This window comes from Ruegeria sp. YKSD179 (genome assembly GCF_059612885.1).
The window spans coordinates 29,376-55,653 of sequence record NZ_JBXWRL010000030.1 but is presented as its reverse complement, the minus strand read 5'-3'; the positions used below and the strand labels follow the sequence as shown (position 1 = coordinate 55,653).

28 protein-coding genes and 1 pseudogene are annotated in these 26,278 nt (G+C 52.4%); 14 read left to right on the top strand and 15 right to left on the bottom strand.

Going from position 1 to position 26,278, the window contains the following annotated elements:
• Positions 1–32: 32 nt before the first annotated feature.
• Positions 33–602 (bottom strand): gamma-glutamylcyclotransferase family protein, encoded by a 570-nt coding sequence (locus AC2FNE_RS14670; protein ID WP_170606106.1) that lies wholly within the window; start codon positions 600–602, stop codon positions 33–35.
• A gap of 92 nt (positions 603–694) precedes the next feature.
• Between AC2FNE_RS14670 and AC2FNE_RS14665 the strand changes: the two genes are divergently transcribed.
• On the top strand, positions 695–1,141 hold the full coding sequence (locus AC2FNE_RS14665) for an RrF2 family transcriptional regulator (RefSeq protein ID WP_496805672.1): 447 nt from the start codon (positions 695–697) through the stop codon (positions 1,139–1,141).
• A 2-nt stretch (positions 1,142–1,143) separates the two neighbouring features.
• On the opposite strand, the gene AC2FNE_RS14660 is transcribed toward AC2FNE_RS14665, so the two are convergent.
• Both AC2FNE_RS14660 and AC2FNE_RS14655 read right to left on the bottom strand, forming a co-directional pair.
• The gene (locus AC2FNE_RS14660) at positions 1,144–3,669 is read right to left on the bottom strand and encodes an ABC transporter permease (RefSeq protein WP_496805671.1); all 2,526 of its coding nucleotides are present in this window, start codon (positions 3,667–3,669) and stop codon (positions 1,144–1,146) included.
• The gene (locus AC2FNE_RS14655; RefSeq protein ID WP_170606110.1) at positions 3,666–4,361 is read right to left on the bottom strand and encodes an ABC transporter ATP-binding protein; all 696 of its coding nucleotides are present in this window, start codon (positions 4,359–4,361) and stop codon (positions 3,666–3,668) included. Before AC2FNE_RS14655 ends, AC2FNE_RS14660 begins: the two co-directional genes overlap by 4 nt.
• 26 nt (positions 4,362–4,387) lie before the next feature.
• Between AC2FNE_RS14655 and AC2FNE_RS14650 the strand changes: the two genes are divergently transcribed.
• Both AC2FNE_RS14650 and AC2FNE_RS14645 read left to right on the top strand, forming a co-directional pair.
• Positions 4,388–5,050 (top strand): arylesterase, encoded by a 663-nt coding sequence (locus AC2FNE_RS14650; protein ID WP_170606221.1) that lies wholly within the window; start codon positions 4,388–4,390, stop codon positions 5,048–5,050.
• A 3-nt stretch (positions 5,051–5,053) separates the two neighbouring features.
• Complete coding sequence (locus AC2FNE_RS14645; RefSeq protein WP_496805670.1) at positions 5,054–5,668, top strand: SOS response-associated peptidase; 615 nt, start codon at positions 5,054–5,056, stop codon at positions 5,666–5,668.
• A gap of 5 nt (positions 5,669–5,673) precedes the next feature.
• On the opposite strand, the gene AC2FNE_RS14640 is transcribed toward AC2FNE_RS14645, so the two are convergent.
• From AC2FNE_RS14640 to ettA, 4 genes are all read right to left on the bottom strand, one after another.
• The gene (locus tag AC2FNE_RS14640) at positions 5,674–6,231 is read right to left on the bottom strand and encodes a L,D-transpeptidase (RefSeq protein WP_170475158.1); all 558 of its coding nucleotides are present in this window, start codon (positions 6,229–6,231) and stop codon (positions 5,674–5,676) included.
• Between the two features lie 177 nt (positions 6,232–6,408).
• Positions 6,409–6,615: a cold-shock protein gene (locus tag AC2FNE_RS14635; RefSeq protein ID WP_170475162.1), complete on the bottom strand. Its 207-nt coding sequence runs from the start codon at positions 6,613–6,615 to the stop codon at positions 6,409–6,411.
• An 814-nt stretch (positions 6,616–7,429) separates the two neighbouring features.
• Positions 7,430–7,720 carry a glycosyltransferase family 25 protein gene (locus tag AC2FNE_RS14630; protein WP_496805669.1) on the bottom strand — a complete coding sequence of 97 codons (291 nt, stop codon included), beginning with the start codon at positions 7,718–7,720 and terminating at the stop codon, positions 7,430–7,432.
• A gap of 190 nt (positions 7,721–7,910) precedes the next feature.
• The gene (gene ettA, locus AC2FNE_RS14625; RefSeq protein ID WP_496805668.1) at positions 7,911–9,578 is read right to left on the bottom strand and encodes an energy-dependent translational throttle protein EttA; all 1,668 of its coding nucleotides are present in this window, start codon (positions 9,576–9,578) and stop codon (positions 7,911–7,913) included.
• Between the two features lie 337 nt (positions 9,579–9,915).
• Here ettA and AC2FNE_RS14620 point away from each other — a divergent pair, with 337 nt between their 5' ends.
• The gene (locus AC2FNE_RS14620) at positions 9,916–10,533 is read left to right on the top strand and encodes a nicotinate-nucleotide adenylyltransferase (RefSeq protein ID WP_170606223.1); all 618 of its coding nucleotides are present in this window, start codon (positions 9,916–9,918) and stop codon (positions 10,531–10,533) included.
• Positions 10,534–10,599: 66 nt separating this feature from the next.
• Positions 10,600–12,078, top strand: a complete 1,479-nt coding sequence (gene dacB / locus AC2FNE_RS14615; RefSeq protein WP_170475173.1) for a D-alanyl-D-alanine carboxypeptidase/D-alanyl-D-alanine endopeptidase — start codon at positions 10,600–10,602, stop codon at positions 12,076–12,078.
• Positions 12,079–12,113: 35 nt separating this feature from the next.
• On the opposite strand, the gene AC2FNE_RS14610 is transcribed toward dacB, so the two are convergent.
• Positions 12,114–12,536, bottom strand: a complete 423-nt coding sequence (locus tag AC2FNE_RS14610) for a tellurite resistance TerB family protein (RefSeq protein WP_170475176.1) — start codon at positions 12,534–12,536, stop codon at positions 12,114–12,116.
• Between the two features lie 84 nt (positions 12,537–12,620).
• Positions 12,621–14,372, bottom strand: coding sequence for an adenylate/guanylate cyclase domain-containing protein (locus AC2FNE_RS14605; RefSeq protein ID WP_496805667.1), 1,752 nt, complete (start codon positions 14,370–14,372; stop codon positions 12,621–12,623).
• Between the two features lie 173 nt (positions 14,373–14,545).
• Here AC2FNE_RS14605 and AC2FNE_RS14600 point away from each other — a divergent pair, with 173 nt between their 5' ends.
• The 3 genes and pseudogenes from AC2FNE_RS14600 (at position 14,546) to AC2FNE_RS14590 (ending at position 18,992) form a co-directional block, all read left to right on the top strand.
• A complete protein-coding gene (locus tag AC2FNE_RS14600) occupies positions 14,546–16,120 on the top strand; it encodes a lysine--tRNA ligase (protein ID WP_170610869.1) in 1,575 nt (524 codons plus the stop codon).
• A 48-nt stretch (positions 16,121–16,168) separates the two neighbouring features.
• Complete coding sequence (locus tag AC2FNE_RS14595; RefSeq protein ID WP_170475185.1) at positions 16,169–16,570, top strand: DUF4864 domain-containing protein; 402 nt, start codon at positions 16,169–16,171, stop codon at positions 16,568–16,570.
• A 136-nt stretch (positions 16,571–16,706) separates the two neighbouring features.
• Positions 16,707–18,992 (top strand): annotated as a pseudogene (locus tag AC2FNE_RS14590) (glycosyl hydrolase family 28-related protein).
• 45 nt (positions 18,993–19,037) lie between these two features.
• Here AC2FNE_RS14590 and AC2FNE_RS14585 read toward each other — a convergent pair.
• Positions 19,038–19,703: a hypothetical protein gene (locus AC2FNE_RS14585; RefSeq protein WP_170606225.1), complete on the bottom strand. Its 666-nt coding sequence runs from the start codon at positions 19,701–19,703 to the stop codon at positions 19,038–19,040.
• Positions 19,704–19,847: 144 nt separating this feature from the next.
• Here AC2FNE_RS14585 and AC2FNE_RS14580 point away from each other — a divergent pair, with 144 nt between their 5' ends.
• On the top strand, positions 19,848–20,165 hold the full coding sequence (locus tag AC2FNE_RS14580; RefSeq protein ID WP_170475227.1) for an antibiotic biosynthesis monooxygenase family protein: 318 nt from the start codon (positions 19,848–19,850) through the stop codon (positions 20,163–20,165).
• A gap of 74 nt (positions 20,166–20,239) precedes the next feature.
• Positions 20,240–20,647, top strand: a complete 408-nt coding sequence (locus AC2FNE_RS14575; RefSeq protein ID WP_170606127.1) for a universal stress protein — start codon at positions 20,240–20,242, stop codon at positions 20,645–20,647.
• On the opposite strand, the gene AC2FNE_RS14570 is transcribed toward AC2FNE_RS14575, so the two are convergent.
• A complete protein-coding gene (locus tag AC2FNE_RS14570; RefSeq protein WP_170606129.1) occupies positions 20,640–21,140 on the bottom strand; it encodes a HugZ family pyridoxamine 5'-phosphate oxidase in 501 nt (166 codons plus the stop codon). The two genes, AC2FNE_RS14575 and AC2FNE_RS14570, sit on opposite strands and share 8 nt — an antisense overlap.
• Positions 21,141–21,213: 73 nt before the next feature.
• Between AC2FNE_RS14570 and AC2FNE_RS14565 the strand changes: the two genes are divergently transcribed.
• The 3 genes from AC2FNE_RS14565 (at position 21,214) to AC2FNE_RS14555 (ending at position 22,780) form a co-directional block, all read left to right on the top strand.
• Positions 21,214–21,876, top strand: a complete 663-nt coding sequence (locus AC2FNE_RS14565) for an NADPH-dependent FMN reductase (protein WP_254442605.1) — start codon at positions 21,214–21,216, stop codon at positions 21,874–21,876.
• 158 nt (positions 21,877–22,034) lie between these two features.
• Entirely contained in the window at positions 22,035–22,355 is a 321-nt protein-coding gene (locus AC2FNE_RS14560) for an excalibur calcium-binding domain-containing protein (RefSeq protein WP_496805666.1), read from the top strand.
• 71 nt (positions 22,356–22,426) lie between these two features.
• Positions 22,427–22,780 carry an MmcQ/YjbR family DNA-binding protein gene (locus tag AC2FNE_RS14555; RefSeq protein WP_170606132.1) on the top strand — a complete coding sequence of 118 codons (354 nt, stop codon included), beginning with the start codon at positions 22,427–22,429 and terminating at the stop codon, positions 22,778–22,780.
• Between the two features lie 13 nt (positions 22,781–22,793).
• Here AC2FNE_RS14555 and AC2FNE_RS14550 read toward each other — a convergent pair whose 3' ends face one another.
• Both AC2FNE_RS14550 and AC2FNE_RS14545 read right to left on the bottom strand, forming a co-directional pair.
• Positions 22,794–23,585: a formate/nitrite transporter family protein gene (locus AC2FNE_RS14550; protein ID WP_170606134.1), complete on the bottom strand. Its 792-nt coding sequence runs from the start codon at positions 23,583–23,585 to the stop codon at positions 22,794–22,796.
• Positions 23,586–23,645: 60 nt separating this feature from the next.
• Positions 23,646–24,353: an ORF6N domain-containing protein gene (locus AC2FNE_RS14545; protein WP_170606136.1), complete on the bottom strand. Its 708-nt coding sequence runs from the start codon at positions 24,351–24,353 to the stop codon at positions 23,646–23,648.
• Between the two features lie 225 nt (positions 24,354–24,578).
• On the opposite strand from AC2FNE_RS14545, the gene AC2FNE_RS14540 reads away from it, so the two are divergent.
• Positions 24,579–24,869, top strand: coding sequence for an antibiotic biosynthesis monooxygenase family protein (locus AC2FNE_RS14540; protein ID WP_170475239.1), 291 nt, complete (start codon positions 24,579–24,581; stop codon positions 24,867–24,869).
• Positions 24,870–25,012: 143 nt separating this feature from the next.
• Here AC2FNE_RS14540 and AC2FNE_RS14535 read toward each other — a convergent pair whose 3' ends face one another.
• Both AC2FNE_RS14535 and AC2FNE_RS14530 read right to left on the bottom strand, forming a co-directional pair.
• Positions 25,013–25,441, bottom strand: coding sequence for a hypothetical protein (locus AC2FNE_RS14535; protein ID WP_496805665.1), 429 nt, complete (start codon positions 25,439–25,441; stop codon positions 25,013–25,015).
• 332 nt (positions 25,442–25,773) lie between these two features.
• Positions 25,774–26,250, bottom strand: coding sequence for a Pycsar system effector family protein (locus AC2FNE_RS14530; RefSeq protein WP_496805664.1), 477 nt, complete (start codon positions 26,248–26,250; stop codon positions 25,774–25,776).
• Positions 26,251–26,278: the final 28 nt, after the last annotated feature.

Here is a 26,278-nt window from a genome sequence, read left to right as displayed (position 1 = left end):
TGATGTGTAGAACGGAGAGCCCGCCTCTGTTTTCAAGTTGACTGTATCAACTTTGCGGAAACGCTTTGTAAACGTGTATCGACAAAGTTTGACTCCAAATCAGTCAACTTTTGATGACGCTGGTAACGGGGTTCGTGCCGATCATTTAGAATGGGTGCATCCCACCCATCGGTTGTGGCAAAGAACCGGTCGGCTCCCTCCGGGCCAAATGCACGCAAGTAACCCTGAACGACCACATCAATGTAGCTGAGCAACAAAGGGTGCATTTCTGACGGCTCGCTATGTCTGTGATTTGGCACCGCGTAGACTGCGATTTCGACTTCATGTGTTAAGGGATGGGTTATTGATTGCGTCGCAGAAACGCGGTCATACGCCCATTCGCGTTCATCCAAAGCGTTCCAGTCATTTCGTGGGACATGCGCGATCATACCTTCGATCTCGGATTCGGCATCTGGAATCGCCGTCAAGAAGGCAACCGGACGCAAATCTGTGTGCCGCCATGCCCTTCGCCAGCCCTTTAGCCGAGCAGGTCGCGGGTTAGGGAAGTCGTGCGTGGCAAGATTCACAAGGCTGCCGTAACCAAAGAAATAAGGGTCTGCCATTTGCCGGATAGTCCTCAGAGCGATTGATGCATGTCAAACCGCTTTTTCCATAGACATGCAATAAGGTGTTATCAACTTTCTGGGAGGAAGCCATGCGAATTACCAAACGTACCAATATCGCAGTGCGCTTGCTGATGTATTGCGCAGCCCATCAAGACAGGCTGGTCACGAAATCCGAGATTGCCGAAGTTTGCAACATCTCAGAAAACCACCTGGCGCAAGTCATCAATCAACTTAGCCAGTTAAAATACCTCAGCACGCAGCGAGGCCGAAATGGCGGAATGATGCTCGCGGTACCTGCTGATCAGATTCGCATAGGTTCGGTGTTTCGCGATGTCGAGGGCGCGTTGCCGATTGCAGAGTGCTTCGCCGATGCCAACAATACGTGTCCGCTGACAAAAGCCTGTAGATTGCGTGTGGCGCTGCAAGATGCGGCAGAGGTGTTTTATGCGTCGTTGGACGCGATCACACTGGACGCGCTGGTTTGTGACAATGATCCACTGCTAAAAATACTCCGGCCTGTCGCCTGCGCGCGCTGAGTTCAGTCGCTCGCCCGCAGCACGCGTGCCGGGCGTACGGAAAGAGGCCGCAATGCAAAGGCCAATCCCGCACCAAGCGTTACAAATATACCGGTGAAAATGATGGCAAGCGCTGATGGCCAGATGACCGCGAATTCGGTGTCAAAAATATACTTGGCTACTGCCCACCCACCTAATATGCCCGTGAATAGAGCAACCAACCCAGCTGCGGCACCCAGCAAGATCGACCGCAAAGCAAAGCTGGTAAGGATGCTTCTTCGGTCGGCACCCAGTGTCTTTAAAACTGCTGCCTCGTAACGACGAGCTGGTTCACCTGCGGCTGCGGCGCCTATCAAAACCAGAAAACCGGTCAGCAAAGAGATACCTGCACCGTATGAAGTAGCGGCTGCAAGACCAGCCAAAAGGCCGGATACCTGATCGATCGCATCCCGCACTCTAATCGCGGTGATGTTAGGATACTTGCCTGCCAAATCACGTAGAATTGAGGTCTCAGCCTGTTCTTCAGCATAGACTGTCGCGATGAAACTGTGCGGCGCACCTGCAAGTGCAGAAGGGTTCATCGACATAATGAAACCTATCCCGGCGTTCGAGAAGTCGACCTCACGAAACGATGTAAGTTCAGCGGTAATATCGCGGCCAAGGATGTTCACAGTCAATTCGTCGCCAAGGCGCAATCCCATCTCAAGCGCTTCTTCTGCGGCAAAGCTGACCTGCGGTGGCCCATTGTACCCATTAGGCCACCAAGTGCCCGACGTGATACGCGTGTTATCGGGCAAATCTTCGGAATAGGTTATTCCCCGGTCCCCCTCTAGAACCCAGTGACCTCCTGCGACCTCTTGCGCTGGCTTACCGTTGATTTGGGTTATGATACCGCGAAGCATGGGTGCGCTATCGATGCGGCTTACAGCAGGGTCTGATTCCAGACGTTCTGAAAAACCGGACATTTGATCTTTTTGGATGTCGACAAAAAAGTAAGAAGGCGCCACGTCCGGCAAATTGCCAGAAATGGCATTACGTAATGTGCCGTCAATCTGTCCTACCGCCGCCAAAACAGACAGGCCCAACCCGAGTGATAAAACGACTGACCCAGCCCCCTCTTTCTGCCCCGAGATCGCGGAAAGAGCCCATCGTAACGGAGCGTGACCGCGTGATCGACGGCCACCGACGCGTGCTAACCACCGAATTGCAAATGCTGCTATGGACAACAACAGCAAAGCTCCGGCAATTCCTCCTGCTGTCCAAAGCGTCAATCTGACAGAGTTGGTAAACCATGCTGCTGCGACAACCAGAATTGACAATGCAATGCCATTGGCCACCAGGTAAATGGGTCGTGGGATGGAGCGGGCTGTGCTTAGCGCATCCCGAAAAAGAGTCGCTGCGCGGACTTCTTCAGTTCGTGCCAATGGCCAAAGAGTGAAAAGAAACGCGGTTAATGCTCCGTAAAGCGCAGCCTCTAACAATGGGCCAGGATAGAGCGTGAAAACTGCTGGAACCGGTAAGCGATTTTCGATCAACGGCGCTAAAACCAAAGGTAGCATACTGCCCAAAACCAGACCCAATAGAATGCCGATTCCGGATAAAACCCCGATCTGGATCAGGTATGTTTGGAATATTGTTGCACGGTCAGCGCCAAGGGTGCGCAACGTCGCGATAGTTGCCGTTTTCCCTGCTAGATAGGCGCGCACCGCTGCTGAAACTCCGATACCCCCGACGGCCAATCCTGCCAGCCCGACTAACACCAAAAATGCACTGAGGCGGGCAACGAAGTCGGCAATACCAGGTGCACCATTGCGGGCGTCGGTCCAGCGCATTCCGGTTCCCTCAAACGCGTCGCCAGCTTGAACAGACAAAGCCGCAAGATCGCTGTCTTGCGGCAGATCCAATCGGTACTTAGTGGAAAACAGCGTTCCCGGTTCCAATAATCCCGAAGCCTGCAAGTCAGTCGTCCGCACCAACGTTCGAGGCCCCAAGGCAAATCCGTCGGCGGCTGCGTCGGGTTCATCAACAATGGCCGCCATCAAGATAAATTCCTGTGTTCCCAGAGCAAATAATTCCCCTGTGGACATGCCCAACCGATCGATAAGCGCCGGTGCCATTACTGCGCCTGGTAGGTCGTTATCACCCTCCAATGCCTCAAATAAAGGCATTGGAGGGTCTAACTGGACGGTGCCCAGTAGCGGATAGGCGGAATCTACGGCTTTAACTTGGGTCAGCCCCCGTTCCGTTTGGGGCTTGCGCGTAACAGCCATAGATCGGAAATCAACAACTTCGGAAACTGCCTGCGCCGTTTGATCCATCCACGCCCGTTCGTCTTTGGTCGCAAATCGATAAGTGAATTCCAATTGCGCCTCACCGCCTAGAAGCGTAGCGCCTTCCTGCGTTAGCCCTGATTGTATCGCCTGACGTACCGATCCGACTGCGGTAATTGCAGCGACCCCTAACGCCAAACACGCGAGGAATATCCGAAATCCTTGAAAACCTCCGCGCAGTTCGCGCCGGGACAGGCGCGCTGCCAAGGGCAAGCTCATTCCGCAGCCTCGCGTTTCATTTCCTCGGCAATTCGTCCATCGCGTAAGCGAACAACCCTGTCGCATTTCTGGGCGAGCGAATGGCTGTGTGTAACGAGAACCAAGGTCGCTCCGTGCCGATCGCGTAATCCGAACAACAATTCAATAATTGCAGATCCATTCCTTTCGTCCAAGTTCCCGGTCGGCTCATCGGCCAGCAATATCCGGGGCCGAGGAGCCGCGGCACGGGCCAGCGCAACACGTTGTTGCTCTCCGCCTGACATTTGCGCGGGATAGTGATCTCTCCGATGTGACAAGCCAACTGCTTGCAGTTCGGATTCAGCACGTGCGAAAGCGTCTTTGTGTCCGGCCAATTCCAGCGGAGTGGCAACATTTTCCAGTGCTGTCATCGTTGGTATCAAGTGAAAGTTTTGAAAGACCACGCCCATCGTGTCGCGGCGAAACCGCGCCAGAGCGTTTTCGTCCATGTTGGTCAGATCATTGTCCAGAGCCAGTATTGAACCACCCGTTGCTTGTTCCAGCCCGCCCATCAGCATCAAAAGGGACGATTTTCCCGAACCGGAAGGCCCAACCAAACCCAGAGTTTCCCCTTCGGTAACGATCAGGTTTATTTCATGCAGTATATCCACTCTGCCGGCATTGCCATCCAAGGATAATGAGGCATTTTGGAGCTCAAGAATTGGTTTTGTCATCGGTTGTTCCGAACAAAGGCGATAGGATGGGATATGGAGCGGTAGAAGTGATACGCAAGGCTTTGATGTCGGGACTTTTTGTCTGTTGCGGTTTTGCAGCCACAGCCGAACAGGTTGTTATTGCTGCGCTAGGAGATTCTTTAACACAAGGTTTTGGATTGCTCGAGCAGGATGGTTTTGTTCCTCAGTTACAGAGATGGTTGGTCGATCAAGGCGCAAATGTCCGGCTTATCAACGCAGGCGTTTCTGGTGACACAACGGCAGGCGGTGCGGCACGGGTTGGATGGACTTTGACGCCCGAGGTAGACGGCATGATCGTGGCGCTAGGAGGCAACGATCTGCTGCGGGGTATCGACCCCTCTGTCTCACGCGCAAATGTCGAGGCAATTTTGTCATCCGCTCAGGAAGCAGACGTCGAGGTTTTATTGATTGGCATGCAGGCACCCGGAAATTATGGCCCTGATTATAAACAGACTTTTGATGCTATTTTCCCGGATTTGGCGCAACAATATCAGGTGTTGTATGCAGACAGCTTTTTCGAAGGGTTACAGGCAGGCGGTGACTTACGCGCCGCAAACCAGTTCATGCAATCCGATGGCATTCACCCAAACTCAGAGGGTGTGGCTCGGATAGTTGAAGCTCTAGGCCCGATCGTTTTGGAACTCGTCGATGCAACAAAGCAGGATTGAGTAATGCCGGGGCGCCTTTTTCTGACAAGACCTGTTTCCGAGATCGCAGACGCATTGAGCACGCAGAATACGATGTCAACGCAACCGCCACGCCGGAATATACAGCCCGGTCAGGAAGTGATCGTCTTCAACGGGGACAACCTTGTTTTGATGCGATGGGGAATGATCCCGGTAGGTCGTGTAAACGCGCGTGGCCGCCCCGTAATGGAAACCATTATCAATGCTCGATCCGAAACAGTGTTTGATAAATCGGCATTTTCTGATGTCGGCCGCGCGGTTATTCCGGTGGACGGCTGGTACGAATGGACAGGAGAAAAGCGTCGCAAGACCGCTTGGCGTATTAGTTCAGTCGATGGCGCTCTACTTTTCTTTGCGGCAATTACAGACAGCTGGCAGGCTCCGGGTGGGCTTCGAGTGGATCAATGCGCTGCTGTGACTTGCGAACCCAATGAAGATCTGAAGCCAATCCACCATCGAATGGGCGTACTGCTGAAAACTGAAGAGGTGCAAGCTTGGCTGACAGGCACTGAAGATCAGGCAAAGTCTTTGGCGCGCCCGTGGCCAAACGGGCTGCTGCGTATTGAGCAGGCTAAAGATGTGGACTGGTCTGCTCCGTAACTGCGTCAGACCACAGTTACAACAGTTCCAATCGGTACGCGCGCATATAGGTCGATCACATGCTCATTGAGCATACGGATACACCCATTTGATGCCGCCCGCCCAATGGTCTGGGGTTGTGTCGTTCCGTGAATGCGGAAGTACGTATCGACCCCGTTCTGGAACAAGTACAAGGCGCGTGCGCCAAGCGGATTGTCGTTTCCGCCGGGTTGGACATAGTCGTTATCCTTGAACTTGGCATAAGTCACCGGTTCACGCTCGATCATCTCTTCGGTCGGACGCCAGGTTGGCCATTCTTTTTTGACATCGATCGTTGCTGTTCCGGTGAATTCCAAACCAGCCCTACCTACACCACAGCCATAACGGATTGCCTTGCGGGGTTCGGTGACGAAATACAAATAGAATGAGCGTGGCACGACCAGCAACTGACCGGGCTGAAACTCTTTCTTGATCCGAACGAATTGCGGGGTCGGATCATATTCAGTGGCTTTCTTGGCGTTGACCAGACTTGGCAACAAGCTGGCCGTAGCCGATGTGGCCAGAAAAGTACGACGGGTAAACATGGTGGGCCTCATTAATCTACCAAGAAATCATAACCGTAATTTCATCATGATAGACGATTTGGACAATCTTGAGGCAACGTCACCGAAATTTGATGTCACCCGAAGGTCACACAAAAAATGGACCTTCGTGCGAGTTTTGAAGATCAGGGCAAAGTTTTTCTTTGCCCTGTCAGAAGCTTATGCCAGCTCGATATTGTCAGCGCTTTCGCGTCCGTCACGACCCGAACTCAGCTCGTATGTGACTTTTTGGTTATCGGCCAGACCGGTCAGGCCCGAGCGTTCCACGGCCGAGATATGTACAAACACATCCTTGCCGCCCTCTTCAGGTGCGATGAAACCATAGCCTTTGGTGGCGTTGAACCATTTAACGGTGCCTGCGGGCATATCCGTTGTCTCCTGTTTTAATGCTGCCCACGGGTTGCGGCAGCCTGGCGTCGTCGGTCTGGATCGAATGACTGAACGCCGTAGAAGGAGACAGTGGGTCGAAATAGAAAAACGTTAGCCCTTTGCATATGGCACTGGGGTCTGGGTGTGGCAAGAGCAAATCAGAACACTCAATGAACGGATTGAGGGTTAAAAATTCTTCGTTTCTGCCGTGAACTCGGAGAAAAGTTTGCCTAAGGTTACAAAGTCAGAGTTCATTTTTCTCTACTTATCATATATTTCAAAAATCTGACCGAATACAGATTGAATTTGACAACTTTGTTTTTGAAAGCGCTAATTGCCTGCTTTCCGAAACAAAGTGTTAGTTCGTATTCTTCCTATAAAAGTTGACTAAGGGACGTAATGCATTCTTTAACGAGGAAAGAACGGGAGCCCGATCTGTCCAATGCAATGCATGCACATCCGTTCTGGAGGGCCGCTGCTCCGCAATCGATGGGACTGCCAGAATTGATTGAATATCAGGGTGGTCCTTCCTAAACCAATTGTACGCTCCGTCCACATGCATCGGGCCGCCAAGAGGATGACCAGCTTCTCTTTCAGCCATTGTTTCAAGATAAGGCACCAAGCCGTAGATTGCTTTTCTTGAAAGCCCAACAAAATGCGTTAGGCCTACTTCTTCGTTGGAGAAAGGGATTTAAATCTAGGGTTGGTCTTCCCAACAGTATCTCCACCATGAAGGTAGTCGAATTTTAATGAACTCAATTCATCCACAACCGCATTTGAATTGCTTAGAAAACTATCTGACCAATCAGCGTCATCTTCGAGAATAAGAATCGATCGATAATTCATTTTTTTTTGCATTCTTCAACAATTTGACGTGGCTCATGAAACATCCACGCGCTCCGACAGTGGGCCATTTGCCCTCCGATTCAGGCCTAACTGCCTCGAAAAGTATGACTTCTTTGTCTGAAAAACTCAGAGAGAGTTTGTTTAGTTGTTTCTCTATTTGTCTCTTTCTGTCCGTCCGGTATGGCAAATTTATTACGTAAATTCTTTCAAACAGCTCTAGAATTCTATCTCGGACAGCATCGTTACTATTCACCATGACAAACACCTTGAAATCCCGATGGAACGAAGAAGCCTTCGATAAACGTAAAATGTATTATGCTACGAATACAGAAGCAATTCTACTTGCTTTCTGATCACAGCTTCATTTCTTGGTGCACGGGTTGCCACAAAGAAAGATTTCTGGAAACTCCAAATTGAAAATTCAGCGCAACGAACGACCAGAATATCTAACGCGCAAATTTCTTATGCTTCAACCGCTTGGGCTCCAGCGCATCAGGCCCCAACCGCCGCTTCTTATCCTCTTCATAGTCCTCGAAGTTGCCCTCGAACCATTCCACGTGGGCATCTCCCTCAAAGGCCAGAATATGCGTACAAATCCGGTCGAGGAAGAAACGGTCGTGCGAGATGACAACGGCGCAACCAGCGAAATCGACCAGCGCGTCTTCCAGTGCGCGCAGGGTTTCAACGTCCAGATCGTTGGTCGGTTCGTCGAGAAGCAGGACGTTGCCGCCCTCTTTCAGCAGACGGGCCATGTGGACGCGATTGCGCTCACCGCCGGATAGCAGCGAAACTTTCTTCTGCTGGTCGCCGCCCTTGAAGTTGAAGGACGAGCAATAGGCGCGGGAATTGACCTGCGCATCGCCCAGTTGGATGATCTCGGCGCCGCCGGTGATTGCTTCCCACACGGTGTCGTTGTCTTTCAGGTCGTCGCGGGTCTGGTCGACATAGGATAGCTCGACCGTGTCGCCCAGTGTGATGGTGCCGCTGTCGGGCTGCTCCTGACCGGTCAGCATCTTGAAGAGCGTCGATTTACCAGCGCCGTTGGGGCCGATGACGCCGACTATGCCGCCGGGTGGCAGGGCGAAGTCGAGCCCTTCGATCAGTTGCTTGTCGCCCATATGTTTCGACAGGCCCTCGACCTCGATCACCTTACCGCCGAGGCGCTGGCCATTGGGGATGACGATCTGGGCGCGGGTCAGCTTTTCGCGCTCTGACTGTTCGGCCAGTTCGTTATAGGCGTTGATACGCGCCTTGGACTTTGCCTGACGGGCCTTTTGACCCTGACGCATCCATTCCAGTTCGCGCTGCAGGGTCTTTTGCTTGGACTTGTCCTCGCGGGCTTCCTGCTCCAGCCGTTTGGCCTTTTGCTCCAGCCAAGCAGAGTAGTTACCCTCGTACGGAATGCCGCGGCCCCGATCGAGTTCGAGAATCCATCCTGTGATATCATCCAGGAAGTAGCGGTCGTGGGTTACGATCAGGATGGTGCCCTTGTAGTCGATCAGGTGCTGTTGAAGCCATGCAATGGTCTCGGCATCCAAGTGGTTGGTTGGTTCGTCCAAGAGCAGCATGTCGGGCGCTTCGAGCAGCAGCTTACAGAGCGCCACGCGCCGTTTCTCACCCCCTGAAAGTTTGGCGATTTCAGCATCGTCTGGCGGGCAGCGCAGCGCCTCCATCGAAACGTCGATCTGGCTGTCGAGGTCCCACAGGTTCTCGGCGTCGATTGCATCCTGTAGGGTTGTCATCTCTTCCATCAGTTCGTCCGAATAGTTCTCGGCGATCTCCATGGCGATCTCGTTGAAACGATCGACCTTGGCCTTTTTTTCTGCCACACCCAGCATGACGTTTTCGCGGACGGTCAGCGATTCATCCAGTTGCGGTTCTTGCGGCAGGTAGCCAACTTTTGCACCCTCGGCGGCCCAAGCTTCACCGGTGAAATCCTTGTCGAGGCCTGCCATTATCTTCATCAATGTCGATTTACCCGCGCCGTTGACGCCGACGACACCGATTTTTACGCCGGGAAGAAAGCTTAGGTGAATGTTTTCAAAGCACTTTTTGCCACCGGGATAAGTCTTGGAAACACCCTGCATGTGGTAGACATATTGATAGGCGGCCATGTCGCGTCCTCTGGTTCGGGGAAATAGGTTGAAACGCTAGATATCCAAGCGTGAGGGGCGGGGCAACCAGATGATTTCGCGTTTCTTGCTTGTTGCAGTTGCTGAAGGGTTTGGCACATCCAATGGAAGTGCAAGCGGTTTGGAGCGTTAAAATGAAAAGCGGACCGCCACGCAATCCGATTGTTAAATGCGCACGGAAAAAATGGCCTTTGTGAACAGATTTGGAATGCGCATTTACTTTTTTTGAAATTGATCGACATACTCTGTTCTAAGCTGATGTCTCGGTGCAACCTGTTGATTGACAACGCCGCCAAGTTCTGAACAACAGCAGATGATGTTGCGAAGCGCCATTCCATATGCGCGACCGGGGCAGGTCGTTGGTTTGTTCGGTGGGTCCTTTGATCCGCCGCACTGCGGGCACGTCCATGTAACGCTGGAGGCAATGAAGGCTTTTGGATTGGATCGGGTTTGGTGGCTGGTGTCCCCCGGTAATCCGCTGAAAACACATGGGCCAGCGCCATTGGAACAAAGAATTAATGCGGCGCGATTGATCATGAATCATCCGCGTGTTGAGGTCTCAGATGTCGAGACATTGACGGGAACACGAGCCACGGCAGACACGCTGGCCTCGTTGCGTAGACTATACCCGGGAGTAAAGTTTGTTTGGCTTATGGGGGCTGACAATCTTGCACAGTTCCACGACTGGAAAAACTGGCGGCTGATCATGGATAGCGTCGCAGTGGGGGTGCTCGCTCGCCCGGGTGACAGGATTTCAGCGCGGATGTCTCGGGCGGCGAGAGTCTACAGCAAGTACCGGGTCGACGGACAGGCGCGGCATCTGCTGGGAAGGAGCGCAGCGCCGGCTTGGTGCTTTGTGAACGTTCCCATGATCGATGTCAGTTCGACCGAAATCCGTACGCGTGGCGATTGGGCAAGCGGAGTGTTGCCCGAATAGCCCCAATCGGAGCATAATCCGTTTCAATGGTTGTCTGACGGTAATCTCTGGGATTTTATTTGACCCATGGTTGATCGTTTTTCGCGTCGATTTTTTCTTGGCGGGGTTGGGGCATCCTTGATACCCGCAACAAGTTGGGCTGGTGCGCCCCTTGTGTCCTTGCGGCCGCAACTGCGCGGCAAGCAGTTCAACGGTGCGGAAAGGCTGGTACGGCAGGCGCAGCTCAAGGGCGAAGTAGTATTTGCAGTCGCCGACGTTGCAACAGGTGTTCAACTCGAAGAGCTTGGCGGCCAACAGGCTTTGCCGCCTGCCAGTGTAGCCAAGGCACTAACGGCTCTTTATGCACTAGATGTACTTGGGCCGGATTTTCGGTTTGAGACAAAGTTGATTGCAGATGGGCAGATAGAGAACGGCATCCTCAACGGTGATCTTATACTAGTCGGTGGGGGCGACCCCCTGCTAGATACCGATGCATTGGCTACTATGGCGGCCAACTTGCGCGAGGCGGGGATAACCGAGGTGCGTGGTGCATTCAAAGTTTTTGACGGTGCGCTACCATACGTTTTCAGTATAGACCCCGGACAACCGGACCACGTGGGTTACAGCCCGGCGATCAGCGGCATATCCCTTAATTTCAATCGCGTTCATTTCGAATGGAAACGTTCGGCAAACGGATATGGCGTTACCATGGACGCGCGAAGTGCACGGTACAACCCGGCCGTGGAAATGGCCACAATGCGGGTCGAAAACCGTAAATTGCCCATCTATTCATATACGCCCAGCCCACGGCAGGACCGCTGGACAGTTGCAAAGGGCGCGTTGGGCGATGGGGGTGCGCGTTGGTTGCCGGTTCGTAAGCCAGCGCTCTATGCAGGTGATGTTTTTAGGACCTTAGCGCGCGTAAATGGGATTGTATTAGGCCGCGTGCAGGTGACGCGTGAAGTAACGATCGGCGAAGAATTGGTGGTGCATCAAAGCGATCCTCTGGAAAGTATCCTTCGGGGCATGCTGAAATACTCGACCAATATAACGGCGGAAATGGTTGGACTTGCTGCGTCTGTCGCGCGTGGGGCCGAGCCTCAGAGTCTGGCCGAATCTGCGGCGGAGATGAATCGCTGGGCCGCGGAATCCTATGGTGTCTACAGGATAGCGATGGTAGATCATTCTGGTCTTGGCGATATGTCTCGTATGGCACCGGCAGATCTGGTTGCTGCTTTGGTGACCGCGCGTAAGACAGGGGTGTTGCGACCGTTGTTGAAACCGTTTGCTCTGACGGACAGTCAGGGCCGTGTCGTTAAAAACCACCCGATCAAGGTGGATGCGAAGACAGGAACACTAAATTTTGTCTCAGGCTTGGGCGGTTTCCTAACAACTGCCGAGGGATCCGAGCTTGCCTTTGCGATATTCACTGCAGACGTAAATCATCGAGCAACGATACCGCGCGAAAAACGCGAGCGCCCCGACGGAGCACGCAGCTGGAACCGGAGATCCCGCAAGTTGCAGCGCGCCCTGATCGAGAGATGGGGTGCGCTGTATGGCAGCTAACGTAGATGCCATTAAAGTGTGATGAGAAGTATTAATTAGACTGTGTGTCTTGCCCTTGCACCGCGTTCGATGGCCGCGGCGTGAAGCCTATCGATACTTAGCTCGTACCGGATTTCTTCTAATAACCTCAGCTCGGTTTCGGCCAGTGATCCGTCTGCAGCGGCTACGTCGCAAGCCAGCGCATATGCCGTTTCATTCAGCCTTTCGGGCAGGTTTTCCCGGATAAGGCCAAACATCGCATCCAAGCCGTCTTCTTGTTCAAATAAATCAAAGACGATCTGGCTCACGCGGCGCGTACGGTCGATATCGTAACCCGCAAAAACCGGCAACATGTTTACAGCGCCTTCGATTTTTACCAGTTCCGCAGTTCGGATTGTCTCGTCCGACGCTGAGATCGCAACCATAATCGCAACAAGGCAATCCTGCGGGGACATTGGGTGTGTAACTTGCTCGGTCATTGGATCATCCTGCTTGGGTGTAGCTGCGCGCGAACGATATGGGCGGGTGGAGGCGGGTTCAACACCTTGTTTAATGACTGAGGATCAATAAGGCACGCCCGCGTCTTTGAACTGAGCCTCGATCCGAGTGCGATCTGCGTCTTTTTCTATGAGTTTCAAGAAATTCCAGCCCGAAAGTCTGAAGTCCGGAAAGCCGGTCGTTAGCGTTTTGACAATAGCCTCCGCCTTCTCGAACTGCCCGGTGGCGTGGTAAGAGGCAGCTGCCCAGCAATATGCAGGTGGCCCCACTGGCCCGCCTCTTTCTACATTTCGCTCAAAAGCGGCAAGTGCAGCGTGGAACTGACCAGCCATGAATGCAGCATGACAGACAACATTCAGATAAGGTCCGTTCACGAAATTTGGGCTTAGTCTGAACGCGGTTTCTGCTGCTTTTTTCGACTCGTCATGATTGCCTCGCATGCCGTTGGTAACGGCATAGATCACGTGAGCGTCTGCATCGTTGGGAAGTAGACTGAGACCTTGCTTGGCTGAATCGATCGCCTCGTCAAAGCGCCTTTGGACCAATAGCGCGAGGTTGAGTGCAGTGTAGGACCAGCCAAAGGATTTATCGAGCGCGATCGCTTTGTAAGCCAATGCCTCGGCGCGGGCGCCGAGCGCATCAGGGTCGCCGTGGCCCCAAAGCGCACCAAAGCCAATTATCCAGGACAGTCCGGCGTACCCGCCGGAAAACTCAGGTGCCAATTCCACCGCCTTATTGAATAGCTCGCTTGCGGCGGCCATTTTCGCGGGAATCGGTGGAAAAGGCGTTGCCTTTGCTTGCACAAACAATTCGTACGCTTCGATATTGGTCGTGTGTACCGAACTCAGGTGCTCTGTCTCTGATTTTGTCAGATTTACAGAAAGTGCGGATACTACCTCGCCACAGACCATGTCCTGAAGCTCGAAAACCTCGGCGAGCAAGCCGTCATAGCGGTCCGCCCAGATATGTCCGCCCGATTTAGCATCGATTAACTGGACATTGATTCGCACGCGCTCACCAAGTTTTCGAACACTGCCTTCGACGACGTTGGCAACACCCAGACGGCGTCCGACCGTCGGAATGTCTACCGCTTGACCCTTGAAGGCAAAAGTCGAGTTCCTGGCGACCACGAAAAGGCCTGAAACCTTGGACAGATCGGTGATCAAATCCTCGGTCAGACCATCTGCAAAATGGTCCTGATCAGGATCGCTCGACATGTTGTCGAACGGCAAAACGGCGACAGATGGCAAGTCGGGCAGTTTTAGTTCAGGTTCTGATTGGACCGGTTCCGAGCCGTTATCCCAGTGCCATAAACGGGTGGGGTTGGTAATGTTCTTTAATTTCTGTTCACCTCCATCCAACCAATCTATATCCAGCTTACCTTGAACTTGTTGGTAGGCGGCGCCTGAAATTCCTACGCCGCCAGGCGCTACTAGGGGCTCAATTCTGGCAGCCACATTTACACCGTCTCCGAAGATATCATTTTCGTCCATCACGATGTCGCCGACATGAATTCCTATGCGTAACTCAATTTGGCTGTTCCCAGGAGCAACCGCGTTGTCAGATTTTAATAAAGACTGCAGTTCGATTGCAGCCTTTACGCTTGAGACGGCCGAGGTGAACTCGATAAGAAACCCGTCGCCCATCGTTTTGACCAGCCTGCCGTCATGCTGTTTTAGGAGTGGTTCGATAACCTCAGTCCTAAGACGGCGAATAGTGTCGATAGTACCAGTTTCATCTGCGGCCATCATTCGGGAATATCCGACAACGTCCGCAGCCATTATTGCAGCCAGTTTTCTTTGGTATCCAGTCGACATTCTGTAGACCCTATCGCTCGTGTAGCCGCCCACCTAATAAAAATTTCCGTTTTGGTAGAGTTTATACGGGAAATTCCCCCCAGTTCATTGACTCATGCTGCATCCGCACAATAGGAGGGGCCGGTCCGGTTGCTTGGTGTAACCGGCGTCGTTCCCCGATGGAGACCACTAAAATGTCTGAACTGCGTGAAACCGCGATGTCGTCCAAGGCCTGGCCTTTTGAAGAGGCGCGCAGGTTGCTAAAACGGTACGGGCAGGGCGCACCGGAAAAAGGTTATGTGCTTTTCGAAACTGGATATGGTCCATCTGGCCTGCCTCACATAGGTACGTTCGGTGAGGTGGCGCGGACCACTATGGTCAAACGCGCGTTTGAAGCCTTGTCGGACATTCCGACCAAACTGATCTGTTTCTCGGACGATTTGGACGGAATGCGCAAGGTGCCAACTAACGTGCCGAACCCCGAACAATTGAAGGATTACCTTCAATGCCCGCTGACGTCGGTTCCTGATCCATTTGGCGAATATCCGAGCTTTGGCGAGCACAACAATGCGATGTTACGTCGGTTTCTCGATACCTTTGGATTCGAATATGAATTCTATTCGGCTCGCGATTTCTATCGCTCGGGCCAATTTGACAAGGTCCTGAAAACTGCGGTCGAACGCTATGACGACATCATGGCCATTATGCTCAAAAGCTTGCGGGAAGAGCGGCAGCAGACTTACTCGATTTTCCTGCCGATTCATCCCGAAACCGGACGTGTGCTTTATGTCCCGATGAAAAAGGTCTGTGCAGAAACCTATACCGTTACATTCGATGATGAGGATGGCAAGGAATGGAACCTGCCTGTAACCGGAGGCAACGTCAAACTGCAGTGGAAACCCGATTTTGGTGCGCGATGGGCGGCTCTGGGCGTGGATTTTGAGATGTATGGCAAAGAGCATGCCACGAACGAAAAAATCTATGATGCGATTTGCCGGGCTCTTGGCGGACGAGCGCCGGAACATTTTTCATACGAACTTTTTCTGGATGAAAACGGGCAGAAGATTTCAAAGTCTTCCGGCAATGGTGTGTCTATTGACGAATGGCTTACATACGCGCCGACCGAAAGTTTGGCTTACTTTATGTATCAAAAGCCAAAGACGGCCAAACGCATGCATTTCGATGTTATTCCAAAGGCCTATGATGAGTACCATCAACAATTGCGCGCCTACCCGGGGCAGGACTTGAAGGCTCAGTTGAATAACCCGGTTTGGCATATCCATGGCGGTGATGTGCCAGAGTCGACACTGATCGTGCCGTTTGCGATGCTTTTGAACCTCGCTTCAGTTTCGGGTGCTGAAGACAAAGAAGCATTGTGGGGCTTTGTCCGTCGTTATGCGCCTGCGGCAACTGCCGAAACACATCCTGATCTGGATCTCGCGGCTGGATTTGCTGTTCGCTATTTCAACGATTTTGTCAAACCGACCCGAAAGCATCGCGCGCCCACTGATCAGGAACGTGAGGCGCTTCAGGCGTTGAAGTCGGCGTTGGAAGCGTATGACGGTCCGATCGAGGATGAAGCCCTGCAATCGGTGGTTTATTCTATCGGGCGCGATCGGTTCGATCCTATGCGTGGATGGTTCACGGCCCTTTACGAGGTGCTGTTGGGCGCTTCGCAGGGCCCTCGGTTTGGCGGGTTCATCGCACTTTACGGAGTGCCTGAAACCATTGCCTTGATCGACAGAGCGCTTGCCGGGGAGTTGGTCTGATTTGACCTCTTGAGGCGCGGGGCTACTCTTTGCGCAGGAGGTAGCCCCATGCGTCGATTATTTATTGCCTTGTTCATAAGTGCCGGTCTGGCCTCGGGTGCATTCGCGCAGAATGCCGAGATTGAGGCGAATATCACCGCACAAATCCAGGCGTTCAAGGCAGATGACTTTGACACCGCATTTACCTTTGCCAGCCCAAACATCCAGCGATTGTTTCGAAATTCCGATAATTTTGGAGCGATGGTTCGCAACGGCTATCCTATGGTTTGGCGTCCTGCAGATTTGCGTTTTCTCGAATTGCGAGAAGTATCCGGATCGCTGTGGCAGAAAGTAATGATCGTGGATGGCGACGGCCGCGTTCACATCCTCGATTACCAAATGATTGAGATGGAAAATGGCTGGAAAATAAACGGCGTTCAATTGCTTGGAGCGTCGGACCCAGCGGCATAAAGCAACACCTACGTACGGTGCGATGAGCGGCGGTTAATCCCCTTGAGTTACGCAGATTGTAGTGTTCGGGCTGGACCCGGACCCATCGATTATGCCCGCGGTGACATTCCGTGGAGAAACTGGGAAAGGGATTTTTATGAACAAGGCAGTCACCGAAGGCACCGAATTCATGCCACCCGCATTTGCAGATGGCTTGGGGGTTTGGTCAAGCGGCGACGGAACACCCGGTTCACCCACGTACGATGGATCGGGGAGCGGCGCTTTTGTACCCGCTGATGCAGACTTTGTAGGGTGTCTTGAGATATTCAAAACAGAGTCCACGCAGCGGTTGCGGTATATGGGCCAAACTCAGTTGCTGCCGGGGTGCTATTTGCAAATCAAGGCACGAGTGAAGGCAATTAGTGGTCCATTACCCACAGTCCGTGTTGCAGGATGGGCCGGTGGCGCAGGCGACGCACATGTGACCGGGCTGATCGAGCAGGGCGAGGTTATACAACTACACGAGTACGGCAGAGTATATGAAGTTTCGGCGATTGTCGGAAGCGGTAGACGGCAGGGCGTCGATATGCCTTGGGGGTCAGACGCGCTGTACGGCCATTTCGGGTTGGATATCAATGGAACGAACGGCGCTGTAATCCGAGTAGACGACATTGAGATCACTGATGTTTCCAACGTGTTCTTGCGGGACATGATCGGTTTGGTTGACGTTCGCGATTTCGGTGCAATTGGTGATGGCGTGACCGACGACTCTGCAGCCTTTGCAGCGGCTGATCAGGCAGCGGATGGTCGAAAAATATACGTTCCGCAAGGAACCTAGTTGCTGGAACAAAACACCACCTTGTCGGCTGACGTTGATTTTGATGGTACGGTGACAATGCCGGATGACAAGTTGTTGGTTCTGACAAAGAGTTATGACTTGCCGACCTACATATCCGCCTTCGGGGATGAAGAACTGGCATTTAAGAAAGCCTTCCAAGCCTTGCTTAATAATGCTGACCATGAATCCTTGGACCTAGGCGGAAGAAAGATCGCGGTTACCGAGCCGATTGACATGCAAGCAGCGGTACCGAACCGTACGACTTACGCGACCCGCCGCGTGGTGCGAAACGGACAATTTGATGTTAAAAGCAGTAGCGCTTGGGATACCGAGACTTTTACGTCGGTTGCAACTTACAACCCGACCGATCCGTACAAACTTTCAAACGTTGCAAACGTTGCGAATATCCCTGTCGGAGCTTTGGTCACCGGGAGCGGCGTGGGGCGCGAGATCTATGTTCGGTCAAAGAATGAAGGTGCTGGTGAAATTACTCTGAACGCCGCAATTTACGATTCGGTGGGAACTCAGACGTTTACCTTTACCGATTTCAAGTATCTGCTGGACTTCGGTGGTTTCAGTTCGTTGCAAAAATTCGGCATGGAAGGGATCGAGTTTCAGTGTAATAGCCGTTGCAGTGCAATCCGTCTTTCACCGGGTGGAAACACTTTTGTGCTTAAAGATTGCTTTGTCAGTCGCCCAAAGGATCGGGGGATCACTTCGATTGGCATCGGATGCCAGGGTATGCTGATCGATGGTTGTCAATTCCTGTCCAGCGAAGAAGACTTGGACGTAGCTGACCGTAGCTCGATTGCGGTGAACTCCAACGCCAACGACGTCAAACTGCGTCATAACCGGGCAAACCGTTTCCATCACTTTGCAGTATTAGGTGGGGATAACAATCTTGTGCTCGGCAACCACTTCTTTCAAGGCGACAGCGCATCAACCGGGGTGCGCAACGCAGGTTTGGTTCTGATTGGCGGCTACAATAGTTCATCAATTGCGGAAAATTATGTCGACAACTGTTTTATCCAGTGGACGAATGAGCGTGACGCATCGCCAAACTATAACTCAGGCTATTCATTCAGTGCGCTGAGTATCACGGATAACATATTCTACGCCAGCGATGTGGAGTCTTGGTTTAGTTTCATAGTTGTGCGTCCTTATGGCAGCGGGCAATATCTGAATGGTTTGGCCGTCACCGGAAACAAGTTTCGCACCAACGCTGGGTCAATTTCTCGGGTGGATCGGGTCGATACCACTTTTTCCGATTTGGACCCTGACAAGTATTCAGGCGTCAATTTCTCTAACAACACTTTTCATGCTGTTTCGACCCCCTGTGAAAACCCGCTTCGTTTACGGCACACCCAAAATTCCAGATCGTCTTCTTGGACGATAAGTTCTGGCGGTCAATTGCCATTCAGGGGCCGGGCCCGTGGATGTGATGCCATGGTAGCAATCGGGCCGCTACGAACACAGTTAGGTACCACGCGATACACCGCGCCTTACGTTGAACTTGAGCAAGGCTCCGATCAAAACGACATTAAGTTGCGCTGGCCAGAGTCTCTCAGCGGAGAAGTTTCGATAACAATACGGGCCGACACCTGACACTCGAACTGCGCGCCGTCCCGTTTCACTGGGGCGGCACGCTGTTTAGCGCGTATTCCACAAAGAGATTTTGAAACCTGTGCTATCTTGGTAAGAGTTCCGTTCGATCCCAATAATCCATTTGGTTTTTCCAGTTCTGGGGCGGTAGATTACCGAGGGTCTAGCGCTCCAAAAAATTGGTTGGTTTGAAGTGTACGATGTCTCAATCTGGAAAAGTGGATTGAAACGTCTTTTTGAGGACAAGCCTGCTGTGAAATCGAGCTTGTGGATCAAGGCCTCGTGCGTCCGAAATTCCAGAGCCGTATCAACGGCAACCCAACCATTACCAAATTTGGTTTTTATGTTTTTGCCATATGACAAAGTGGTCTTGTACAGCGCCCAGGATTGAAACTGGCGATGGTGAACACCAACCCCGATCTCACCTGCCAGACGTCCGGCGCTCCCGAAGTCGGCGATTGGAAATCGAGCAAAGATGAGGGCGTGGCCATACAGATATTGGTGTTCTTCGGCGTCCAAACCAATTGTCAGTTTAGGGAATGCACCCCACTCCGCGTAAAGCGAAGTCTTATAATGGAAAATGTTGTCTGCCTCTTTGAACCCGGTTACTGAGGCGGCTGAAAAAACTGAACCTTTTTCGCGTAGCCACGCACCGCCCCAAACCGGCGTGCCAAGCATGACTATCAGTAACGTCGTGAAGAAGGCCCCTCGCATTCGGTGAACATCCGAAGACATGGTTAACGATTAGTTAGCAATATGTTTGTTTTGGAAAATTTGGCTTAGAGGATGATAGCCGAAGGAAACGGATGGCGATTTCAAAAGCTGTGCTAGGCTTGGGTCAATCAAAGGAGGAGCCAGATGCCCAAGATTTCAAAAAACGCATCCAGTCAGACTGTGATCACCACTTTCGAAATGACGCCCGGAACTTGCCAGGACCTTTTAGAGGCGCTGACGGACGCGTATTCGGAATTTATTTCTAAACAGCAAGGATTCATCGCGGCTGGGCTGCATGTGAATGATGCCCAAACCAGGATCGCCAATTACTCACAATGGGAACGGCGCGAAGATTTTCTGGCAATGCTGCGAACGCCGGAAATGCGTGAACGAAACCGCCAAATAAATGAGCTTTGCAAAAGTTTTGAGCCTGTCATGTACGACGTCGCAGAAACATTCTGACCATCCTGATTTGAATCAATGTGTTACTGGCCATCTCGTGCCAGTTTGCTGATATAATCACGGAGGCGCGACCCATGTACCACAACATCCTTGTCCCAATTTCATTCGACACAGAACGTGACATTTCCGGGCCCATGAAACTGGCGCAAATACTGGCCACACCCAATGCGCAGGTAACACTGTTGCACGTAGTAGAACACATCCCCGACTACGCGATCTCATACATGCCGAATGAATATATTACCGAGGCGCGGAAGGCGATTCAAACTGAACTGGACGCACTTGCATCCAAATTACCCAACGCCCAAGGGGTGGTGATCGAGGGGCATTCAGGGCGAACAATTCTGGATTGGGCAGAAACCAATAAACCCGACCTTATTATTTTGGCTTCGCATCGACCAGGTATGCAGGATCTCCTTTTGGGCTCTACAGCGACGCACGTCGTGCGTCACGCAAAATGTGCGGTGCATGTAGTTAGATAATTTGGGAAGCTTGCAAATCATCAGAGGACAGGCGCCAGGCTTTTCCAAAGCCGCCATTCAGCATGCCGTCTTCCACCTGAAAGCGGACAAATCCGAAATCGGCGAAATCGACATACAGTCGTGCCTTAGGGCGTAAGGTCAGATAGTGCTTTCTGAGGCCGTCGTGTTCAGGCACATCTTTCGGGATCAGCGTGGCAATGCAATGCAGGGTCAACCGAGGATGAACTAAAGGATCACCTTTATCGCCTGGTGAGCCGATCAAAAGGGCGCAGGACGGATTGGCCCGCATTGCCTTTGTGTGATCTGATAATGTGGAGACAAGCGAAATAGGTCGTTTTTCTAAGTCTGTGGCAAGAGCGATCCGTGAGACCGACGGTAGCAACGTTCCGACCCGCAGCACCGCGAGAGAGGCATAACTAGCGGTTGCCAGTATGTCCCGTGCTATCCTGCGTGCCTCGTCATCGGGAGACAGAAAGGGGTCGGGATTTGTCATATGGACTCTTTCAAATAGCGTTGCATGAAGTATCCATCTAACCTGCGCACGGTGCTTGGTTTATATTATTAACATGGTGGGTGCAGCTTTGAATTTTCTTGTTTTCCTTGGATCTTCCCGGAAAAGTACCCCTCCGCGCCCCGCCAGGGTGGGTGAACGCGTGGCCAGAGCCTGTGTTTCGCGGCTTAGCCAGATCGATCATGATGTAACATTGATCGACCCTTTAGAGGTTCAGACGGATCACGTCTTCAAACCTCATTTCGCGTTCGCGGAAGGGCGGGCGCCTCAAAATCTCGAGTCGCTCTCGCAAAAGATTGATGCCGCCGATGGCTATGTAATGGTCAGTCCCGAGTACAACCATTCCATGTCCCCTGCGTTATCGGGCTTGCTCAACCATTTCGGCAGTTCACTATTCTCATACAAACCAAGCGTAATTGCCACCTATTCTGCGGGCCAGTGGGGTGGGGCGCGGGCGGCTGTGAATATGCGAACCTATCTCAGCGAATTGGGGTGCCTACCGGTTTCGGCAATGATCCACGTTCCCAAGGCGCACGAGATTTTTGAACCCGATGGAAGTTACAAGGTTGATGTTTCTGCAAAAGATTGGGACGGATATCTGGGCCGTGCTTTTGGCCAATTGGTTTGGTGGGCCGAAGCCTCGGCTCGGCAACGCGATCTGGGTAGTCACCCCGGAGCTTTCAAACGAGACCCATCTCAACGCAACGCGCCTGGGTAAATTCCTTACCTTGGCCTTCAGCGGGCCTCGGGGTTGCCACATCTTCGTTTCAACAAGAATCCATGACACTAGAAGACACACAAGACGAGCCAATGAATCCTCGTTCAGCCCGAAGGCATAGACGCGCCGAACAACAGCGCAGACGGGCTTTGTCGCCCATGAGAATCCTTTTGATGGTACTGGCGCTTCCGTTGACCACAGGGATAATTGCCGTCGGAACCTACATCCGGGTAAATAATGGGGATCGCGAAAACGCTCTGGTTCATCTTGTTGCATTGGTTGGGTGCGATGCCGTGCAGGCCATCGGTTTCAATACATTCAACGAAGGTGAGCCTGGCTATCACAAGCGCAACGATCCTGATGGCGACGGAATTGCTTGCGAATTCAACAAAGCGGAACCAGTGTTATCCACCGAGCCATCACGCACCGAGGCACCCAAACAACGCATGGTTGGCAACGCGAAATTTATTCGGCCTTAAAGACGGTCATCGTCGAGGCAGACAGGAACACTTGCTTGCCTCAAGGTTGTCGGACAGTCACAATCAGCCCTATGACCCGCGAAGAATTCAACGCTTTCTGTTCAGGCCTACAAGCCACTAACCATGTGGTGCAATGGGGAAATGCGGACGTATGGAAAGTTGGCGGTAAGGTATTCGCGATCTGCGGCTGGAATGATGGGAAGGACGCGTTCACTTTCAAAGCAACCGACCTGGCCTTTGAGGTGCTTAGAGACGAGCCCGGTATACGGCCCGCCCCTTATCTGGCGTCGCGGGGGATGAAATGGTTACAGGTTTATGAAACCTGCGGAATGAACGATAGCTTGCTGCGCGATCACATAGTGACGTCATACGATTTGGTTGTGGCCAAGCTGACCAAGAAGATGCGCGCGGAGTTACAGGTCTAGTATCAATAATTTTTCACTCTGATGAATTGCGTAGATAGGCAAAGCGATACGCCAGTGCGACACCGCCTGCACCGCCGACAATGTTACCGACGGTTACCCAAAATAAGTTGCCAAAAGCTGCTCGAAACCCGATTTCAGCACCGGACATAGCGCCCTGCGGTAGCAAGTACATATTGGCGACAGAGTGTTCGAGGCCTAACAAAACAAAGCAAGAAATCGGCCAGAGAATAGCCGTGACCTTACCGACCACTGACCTTGCCGCGAAACTTAGCCAGACGGCCAGACAGACGAGCGCGTTGCACAAAATTCCGCGTGTAAACGCCTGAGATGCAGTAAGATCAAGTTTACCGCTTGCAATCGCCGATGCTGTTGCTGCCATCGGACCATCCAGTAACCCGGTCAACGCGAATGCTTGCGCCAGCGCGATGGCGCCGATCAGGTTGCCCAAGTAGACTAGGCCCCAATTTCGCAGCAATGCCATTGTGGAAATCCTTCGATCCACCGCGGCAATGGTCATCAGGGCGTTGCCGGTGAACAGCTCGGCACCACCCACGACAACCAGAATTAAGCCCAACGAGAATACAACGCCGCCCAGAAACCGCGCAGGCCCAAACCCTGGATCTGCACCGGTCATGACTATGGTATAAGCCGCACCACCGAACCCGATGAATACTCCGGCGAGGATAGCCAACGTTAGAGTCTGGCCGATTGTCAGATGCGCCTTGGCGACCCCTGCCGTTTCGACCAGTTCGGCGATTTGGGCGGGTTTATAGGCATCTAAGCCAGTTGGATTAGAGTCTGTCATGTGAATATCATGAATGGAACTGGCGGGGCATGTATTGATCGGGATCAAGCCCGATCGGGTCTATCCTTTCATTGCGTGAAGCAACTCGATCAGTCTTTTTCTGTCGTCATCATCATTGTATTTCCCGGCAGCCAGACGCTCTGCAATGCGCAGTCTTAGGCGTTCCTGCTGTGTTTTGACTTCTTCTCCGGCGGTTTCGGCCAATGTCTTCATGATCGTTGCTACGGCTTGTTGGCGCTTGGTAGTGGGGTTGGCGATATAGTCGACAAGGCTTTGCTGACCGGAATCAAGGATGTTTTCGGCCAGGTCGCGCAGTTGTTCACCATTAGGCAGCAGCGGGGCCGGGGTATCCTCGGGCGGGAGAATTTCCTGCACGCTGCGCGAAGTCTCCGCCAGGGCATTGGCTCCGTCGACAAAGGCTTCGGTAATCATCCGTGTAATCTTGATCGCGCGTGGGTCTTTGAACAAAGCCGAAGCAATAGCTACGCCGTAATCGGAATAAACCCACGGGTTGACCCGCCGTCCACCGCGACCCTTGGGTTTTGAAATCACATTCCGTGATTGCAAATCGGCGACCTCGGCATCGGACAATTGAAAGCGGTAGCCTTCGAACAGGTCTTTGTTGCGTGAAACGGCTTGATTGAATGCCCTCACTGATTTCCCATAGAATTTCGCCAGATCCTCGGCCAACACCACGCGCGCACCGCGCACTCTGTGAATGGCTCTTTGGACTTCTTGTATGCTGGGCAGGTTCTTCGAGTTCGTCATGGCTGCCGTTTGGAATCACAATTTGTGATTTCAAACGTGAAGCAGCCTGCGCAGGGCTGCAACCATGAAGTGTGAAAAGCGCTGATGAGAAATCTCTTACGCTCGGTGGCGCCCAAGATCCGCTGGGTATCAGTTAGAGATTCAATGCCCTCGTGCTAGACTGAGCGTGGCAGAGCCATTCCGGCCACGCCATACGGCAATTTTGCCAGACGAGGGAGGAATACCATGTTTGCACGTATTACTCAGTTCAAGATGAAGCCCGGTACGCGTGAGGCGGCAACGGCCAAAATGAACGATTTGAAGTCTGAAATTATGGGCATGCCCGGCATGCATTGTTTTACAAACGTAATGAACGAAGACGGCTCGGGTTACGTTATTTCCGTTGTGGAAAGCGAAGAGACCTCGGACGCGAACGCACCCAAGGTAGCCCAACTTTGGGGCCAATTCGCCGAGTTTCTGGAAGGCCCGCCTTCACCAGTTGGGTACGATGTGATTGCGCATTGGGACAAAGGTTAAGTTATTGACCCGGGTAGGCTTCGCTTGCCCGGGTCTTTTGAACATTTCGCTGGGGCGGTCCACCACTGATCAAAGTTAGGGGCCACAACACAATTATCCCAAATTAAAACAGTAAGCTCTTTGTCGGTCTCATTTATCCAATGTTAGGACAAATGGGCCCAAGCACATTCGCGGAATATGCGAACTTGTGAAGCAGCTCCATCCAAAGGAAATTCAATTATCTGATTTTGCGTAAAGGCGTATGCACTCTGGTTGTATTCCAATCCGTCCAGTACATTGCCGAACCCTTTATCGGTCACGGTAAGGGCTGTGGCGTTTTCGGAAAGAACATGGCGCGAGGTCGCGATTTCGATGGGGGTTGGGCCTTCGAACCGCATCGCGAACCATGGCGCCTGCGCCCAATTTTCGGTCGTGCGGGTGATTGTAAGAGAGTAAAGAGGTTGAGCGGGATCGTAAGTCAAGAAAATCGTCGCTGAGTCCGTTTCATGCGAAAGGGTGCATATCTGACCAACGGTCGCCTCCCACGCAGAGGCTGGGGTGGCGAAGATCAAAAGAGAAAGAACGAAACGCATCTGATGTTACTTAGCCGCAGCAACGAAAGTGGCAAGGGCAGGCGGCGTCAGTCAACTTAGAATGGACCGTTGTTGTGCCCGGTGCCTGAGTGACGGTCCCGTCTGGTTTTCACGTGCGTTGCGCCAAATCCTTGGTCGGCTCTGCAAACCCAGTGAATGGTTCTTTTGACCTCATGAGTGCTGGTCAGGGAGTTCGGGATCGTCACAGAAACCGTTTGGGATCGCATTTTGTGATTTCAAAGGTGGAAGAGAGGGCGCTGGGCTGCAAGTTTAAAGTGTGGCGTGTTAGGAATGAGTTTTACTTCATTGCGTGAGCGTACTGGCCCGATCTGCTAATGCGCTACCGTTCCAATCTGAGAAAAAAGAAAAAAGCAAAATACCCAGAATGCAAAAGTAAATGAATGCCAAGTAACTTTTGCGGCTTTGTTAAGTTTGGTGAAGTTTTCTGAGATGCGAATGTCGTTTTCTTCTGCTTGAGAGATTACTACTTCCAAGAAATCATCATTGTCATCAACGTGCCCTTTCCACCCTTCCCATCGGTGCCCTCTAATATGGAAACGCCTCGGCATACAGGTACTTGCGGCGACAAAGCTTGCTACAATAAATCCACCACATGAAACGTATGAAAGAAACGGAGAAGGTGTTCTCGAAGCGAGCGTGGCGAGAATTGTCGCCATTGCAGCAAGAGTACCCGCTAACGCCATGGCGCGCTGATCTGCATTCGAGGCCAAGTTGTTAATGTCCTCAAGTTGCAATTCCGTTTGCCTAAGTGCCTCTGTGGCAATATTCAATTTATTGTTGTGTTCCAAAATAGAATTCTCACAGGTACGAAATGGC

Excerpts from the sequence above, each read along its gene's own strand:
- AC2FNE_RS14670 (WP_170606106.1), bottom strand. The coding sequence starts at position 602 with ATGGCAGACCCTTATTTCTTTGGTTACGGCAGCCTTGTGAATCTTGCC.
- AC2FNE_RS14665 (WP_496805672.1), top strand. The coding sequence starts at position 695 with ATGCGAATTACCAAACGTACCAATATCGCAGTGCGCTTGCTGATGTAT.
- AC2FNE_RS14660 (WP_496805671.1), bottom strand. The coding sequence starts at position 3,669 with ATGAGCTTGCCCTTGGCAGCGCGCCTGTCCCGGCGCGAACTGCGCGGA.
- AC2FNE_RS14655 (WP_170606110.1), bottom strand. The coding sequence starts at position 4,361 with ATGACAAAACCAATTCTTGAGCTCCAAAATGCCTCATTATCCTTGGAT.
- AC2FNE_RS14650 (WP_170606221.1), top strand. The coding sequence starts at position 4,388 with ATGGGATATGGAGCGGTAGAAGTGATACGCAAGGCTTTGATGTCGGGA.
- AC2FNE_RS14645 (WP_496805670.1), top strand. The coding sequence starts at position 5,054 with ATGCCGGGGCGCCTTTTTCTGACAAGACCTGTTTCCGAGATCGCAGAC.
- AC2FNE_RS14640 (WP_170475158.1), bottom strand. The coding sequence starts at position 6,231 with ATGTTTACCCGTCGTACTTTTCTGGCCACATCGGCTACGGCCAGCTTG.
- AC2FNE_RS14635 (WP_170475162.1), bottom strand. The coding sequence starts at position 6,615 with ATGCCCGCAGGCACCGTTAAATGGTTCAACGCCACCAAAGGCTATGGT.
- AC2FNE_RS14630 (WP_496805669.1), bottom strand. The coding sequence starts at position 7,720 with ATGGTGAATAGTAACGATGCTGTCCGAGATAGAATTCTAGAGCTGTTT.
- ettA (WP_496805668.1), bottom strand. The coding sequence starts at position 9,578 with ATGGCCGCCTATCAATATGTCTACCACATGCAGGGTGTTTCCAAGACT.
- dacB (WP_170475173.1), top strand. The coding sequence starts at position 10,600 with ATGGTTGATCGTTTTTCGCGTCGATTTTTTCTTGGCGGGGTTGGGGCA.
- AC2FNE_RS14610 (WP_170475176.1), bottom strand. The coding sequence starts at position 12,536 with ATGACCGAGCAAGTTACACACCCAATGTCCCCGCAGGATTGCCTTGTT.
- AC2FNE_RS14605 (WP_496805667.1), bottom strand. The coding sequence starts at position 14,372 with ATGTCGACTGGATACCAAAGAAAACTGGCTGCAATAATGGCTGCGGAC.
- AC2FNE_RS14600 (WP_170610869.1), top strand. The coding sequence starts at position 14,546 with ATGTCTGAACTGCGTGAAACCGCGATGTCGTCCAAGGCCTGGCCTTTT.
- AC2FNE_RS14595 (WP_170475185.1), top strand. The coding sequence starts at position 16,169 with ATGCGTCGATTATTTATTGCCTTGTTCATAAGTGCCGGTCTGGCCTCG.
- AC2FNE_RS14585 (WP_170606225.1), bottom strand. The coding sequence starts at position 19,703 with ATGCGAGGGGCCTTCTTCACGACGTTACTGATAGTCATGCTTGGCACG.
- AC2FNE_RS14580 (WP_170475227.1), top strand. The coding sequence starts at position 19,848 with ATGCCCAAGATTTCAAAAAACGCATCCAGTCAGACTGTGATCACCACT.
- AC2FNE_RS14575 (WP_170606127.1), top strand. The coding sequence starts at position 20,240 with ATGTACCACAACATCCTTGTCCCAATTTCATTCGACACAGAACGTGAC.
- AC2FNE_RS14570 (WP_170606129.1), bottom strand. The coding sequence starts at position 21,140 with ATGACAAATCCCGACCCCTTTCTGTCTCCCGATGACGAGGCACGCAGG.
- AC2FNE_RS14565 (WP_254442605.1), top strand. The coding sequence starts at position 21,214 with ATGGTGGGTGCAGCTTTGAATTTTCTTGTTTTCCTTGGATCTTCCCGG.
- AC2FNE_RS14560 (WP_496805666.1), top strand. The coding sequence starts at position 22,035 with ATGAGAATCCTTTTGATGGTACTGGCGCTTCCGTTGACCACAGGGATA.
- AC2FNE_RS14555 (WP_170606132.1), top strand. The coding sequence starts at position 22,427 with ATGACCCGCGAAGAATTCAACGCTTTCTGTTCAGGCCTACAAGCCACT.
- AC2FNE_RS14550 (WP_170606134.1), bottom strand. The coding sequence starts at position 23,585 with ATGACAGACTCTAATCCAACTGGCTTAGATGCCTATAAACCCGCCCAA.
- AC2FNE_RS14545 (WP_170606136.1), bottom strand. The coding sequence starts at position 24,353 with ATGACGAACTCGAAGAACCTGCCCAGCATACAAGAAGTCCAAAGAGCC.
- AC2FNE_RS14540 (WP_170475239.1), top strand. The coding sequence starts at position 24,579 with ATGTTTGCACGTATTACTCAGTTCAAGATGAAGCCCGGTACGCGTGAG.
- AC2FNE_RS14535 (WP_496805665.1), bottom strand. The coding sequence starts at position 25,441 with ATGCGTTTCGTTCTTTCTCTTTTGATCTTCGCCACCCCAGCCTCTGCG.